This window comes from Staphylococcus sp. 510 (genome assembly GCF_057219715.1).
This window is the reverse complement of sequence record NZ_JBXVVK010000036.1, coordinates 1-3,249: the sequence shown is the minus strand read 5'-3', so window position 1 is coordinate 3,249 and position 3,249 is coordinate 1. Positions and strand designations below refer to the sequence as shown.

At 31.6% G+C, this 3,249-nt stretch carries 4 protein-coding genes; 3 read left to right on the top strand and 1 reads right to left on the bottom strand.

Going from position 1 to position 3,249, the window contains the following annotated elements:
• Nucleotides 1-80 precede the first annotated feature (80 nt).
• The 3 genes from AC2D8K_RS12435 to AC2D8K_RS12425 all read left to right on the top strand — a co-directional run bounded on the left by AC2D8K_RS12435 (nucleotide 81) and on the right by AC2D8K_RS12425 (nucleotide 2,370).
• Entirely contained in the window at nucleotides 81-1,541 is a 1,461-nt protein-coding gene (locus AC2D8K_RS12435) for an MDR family MFS transporter (protein WP_237621078.1), read from the top strand.
• Nucleotides 1,542-1,845: 304 nt separating this feature from the next.
• Nucleotides 1,846-2,145 (top strand): hypothetical protein, encoded by a 300-nt coding sequence (locus AC2D8K_RS12430; RefSeq protein WP_002508712.1) that lies wholly within the window; start codon nucleotides 1,846-1,848, stop codon nucleotides 2,143-2,145.
• A 78-nt stretch (nucleotides 2,146-2,223) separates the two neighbouring features.
• Complete coding sequence (locus AC2D8K_RS12425; protein ID WP_237621077.1) at nucleotides 2,224-2,370, top strand: hypothetical protein; 147 nt, start codon at nucleotides 2,224-2,226, stop codon at nucleotides 2,368-2,370.
• 110 nt (nucleotides 2,371-2,480) lie between these two features.
• Here AC2D8K_RS12425 and AC2D8K_RS12420 read toward each other — a convergent pair whose 3' ends face one another.
• Nucleotides 2,481-3,029 carry a recombinase family protein gene (locus tag AC2D8K_RS12420; protein WP_001837446.1) on the bottom strand — a complete coding sequence of 183 codons (549 nt, stop codon included), beginning with the start codon at nucleotides 3,027-3,029 and terminating at the stop codon, nucleotides 2,481-2,483.
• Between the last annotated feature and the right edge of the window lie 220 nt (nucleotides 3,030-3,249).

Sequence of the window (3,249 nt, the reverse complement as noted above, 5' to 3'; positions counted from 1 at the left end):
TAATATGTTAACCTTAAGTATTAAATAGATGATTGAAATTTTTAGTTAACTTAAATATTTATGATAGAGAGGGCCGTAACATGAACAATAACAAGCATCAAAAATATGAGTATCTAGCAGATGATCCAAATTTTAAAACATTACCCATTATATTTTCATTAATTATTGGAGCTTTTTTTGCTATATTAAATGAAACATTATTAAATATTGCCCTTACATCTTTGATGAAAGAATTTGATATCACCTTACCAACTGTACAATGGATGACGACAGGGTTTATGTTGATTATGGGAATCGTAGCACCGATTTCTGCGTTGTTGTTGCAGTGGTTTACTACAAGACAGTTATTTTTAAGTACTATGACCATTTTTACTCTTGGAACAGTAATTTGTGCGGCGGCACCAGCCTTTCCTATACTTCTTATTGGACGGTTCATTCAAGCAATCGGGACCGGGATGATTTTGCCTATTATATTCAATGTATTTTTGCTGATTTACCCCCCCTTTAAACGTGGAAAAATCATGGGAATCGTTGGGTTTGTTATCATGTTTGCGCCAACTATTGGCCCAACGCTATCTGGAGTGATTGTTGAATATCTAGGTTGGCGTTCTTTATTTATTATGGTAATCCCATTTTCAATATTCTCAATTGCATTTGCGTCTAAGTTTTTAATTAATGTATCAGAAGTTACTAAACCTAAAATCGATTATTTATCATTAGTTTTTTCAACTATAGGTTTTGGGGCTGTTATATATGGCTTTAGTAGCGCTGGAAAAAGTGAATCAGGGTTTTTAAGTATCAATGTATTAATTCCAATAATTGTTGGAATCATTGGAATTGTCTTATTTTCAATAAGACAATTAAATTTAAAAGAACCTCTAATAGATTTAAGAGTATTTAAATATCCTATGTATACACACGCTATTTTAATGTTTTTAATAATCATCATGACGATGTTTGCTTCAGAAATAATTTTACCTATCTATATGCAAGGACCATTGGCTTTAACTGCAGCTACTGCGGGGTTAATTTTACTGCCGGGCAGTTTACTTAATGGGGCAATGTCGCCGTTTATGGGATATCTATTTGATAAATTTGGCCCGCGTGTTTTGATGATTCCTGCATCAATTGTGCTAAGTGGGGCAATGTATGTGATGAGTAGATTGAATGTGGATACGCCTTTGTGGATCGTTATTCTTAGTTATATCTTGTTGATGCTATCTGTTTCAGCAATTATGATGCCTGCTGAAACCAATGGGTTAAATCAACTTCCAAAACATTTATATCCACATGGGACTGCAGTGATGACAACTTTAGAACCAGTTGCTGGAGCAATTGGTGTTGCAGTATTTGTTAGTATTATGAATGCAAGACAGCTTCAATTTTTACAAAATTCAGGGAAACCACAAGATCCTGACACAATAAATCAGGCAATGGTTGCAGGAGTTGAACTCGTTTATTTTATTAGCTTTTCTATATCCATTATTGCCGTTATCTTATCGTTTATTGTTTACCGAGCGACGCCGAAAAAAACAGATTAATTATTTAACAAATAATTATACATTTTAAAAGGTATGACTTAACAATAAGACATAGAAATTCAACAAGAAAAAATGAAATTAAAAACGATCCTTATTAAGATGGAATTTGTTTTTGAAACGATTAAGAGGCACCTTGGTTGACCAAGGTGCCTCTTTGATATGAATTCTAATAATAATCATTTATGTAAACGATACCAAGAATGTCATTTATTAAACCCTCAATAAATTATTAGTGAGCAGAGTTATTGTTATTTTAAATATGTATTATTACACTGTGTGTAATGGGCATATAGGGGGGATAGTAATGGTTAACTCTGATAAAAAAGAAATAGAAATAAGCAAAACAAATGAAACACGATCTAATGAAATATCGAAAATGATTGAAGAGGGTGGTTTGGGCGCTGACCAGTATTACACTATAGACAAACAGCAACCCAATCAAAAAATTTTAATAGAAAATATTGATCAATTCAAAGACGAAATAAGTCAAAAAGATAATGACGATTTAATTGATCTATTAATACTAAATGCTCAAGAAAACATCAACTCAAAAGGGAACCATGCTTTGATTATTATAAAAAAAGAACTGCTTAGCCGAATGTAATAAAAATGAAATTAAAAAAACTGAGACACCTAAATCTTTAGGTGTCTTTGTTGTTCTAATAATAAGGAGAAAAAATTTATGAAAGTAAAAGACCAACAACCCTATATCTTAGATAATGAGCAAGAAGATAAAAATCATAATAATAAAATTATTATTTTTACAACTATACTAATATTTACTTTAACAATAATTTTATCTGTTATTATACAGACGAATAAAAAATAGATAAAATCTTTAAAGTTAAAAACGTTCAAAAACTCAACATAAAATCAATGTTCATAAAATGATTTAGATACACCTATAAGAGCCTTAAGTAATATATTTTTTCATAGAGTTTAATCTTTAAGCATCCTATATACTGTAGAACGACTTACCCCTGTTTGTTTCGCAATTTCTTCTCCTGTAAGTTTTTGCTCATCGTATAGAAACTTAATTTCTCTTTTCTTATGGTCAGGTAATGAAGGCCTCCCGCCTTTTCGCCCTCTTGCTCGTGCTGCTTCTAATCCTTTTTTCGTACGTTCACTTAATAAGTTAGCTTCAAGTTCAGCGAATGCACTCATCATAGTAAAGAACATCTTGCCCATCGCATCTTTCGTTGATACATTCATATCAATAATATGTAAATCAATGCTGTTTTCATCGAACCATTGGGATAACTCAATTAATTGTTTCGTTGTACGTCCAAGACGATCTAGTTTATAGATAACTAGAATATCTCCTTCCCGTAAATAATCCAAACACTTATCAAGTTCCGTTCTTTTCGTTTTGCGACCACTCGCTTTCTCGCTAAAGATACGTTCACAACCATATTCCTCAAGTGTATCAATCTGTCCATCAAGACTTTGATCTTGTGTTGATACACGTGCATAACCAATTTTAGCCATTTGAATACCACCTCTTTTAATCGTTTTATGAGTACTTACTAATGAAATCTAGTTCTCGATGCAAATAAACGCGTCTCTCATTGTCTAAAAACTCATGATTTTTGATATTTATGATACATTGATTATAACACAAGTTTATAGACTTAAATATCCAAGAAAAACCTCTTAATATTAAGTTAAGAGGTTTTGTGTCAAAAACGAACATATTATATACTGATAT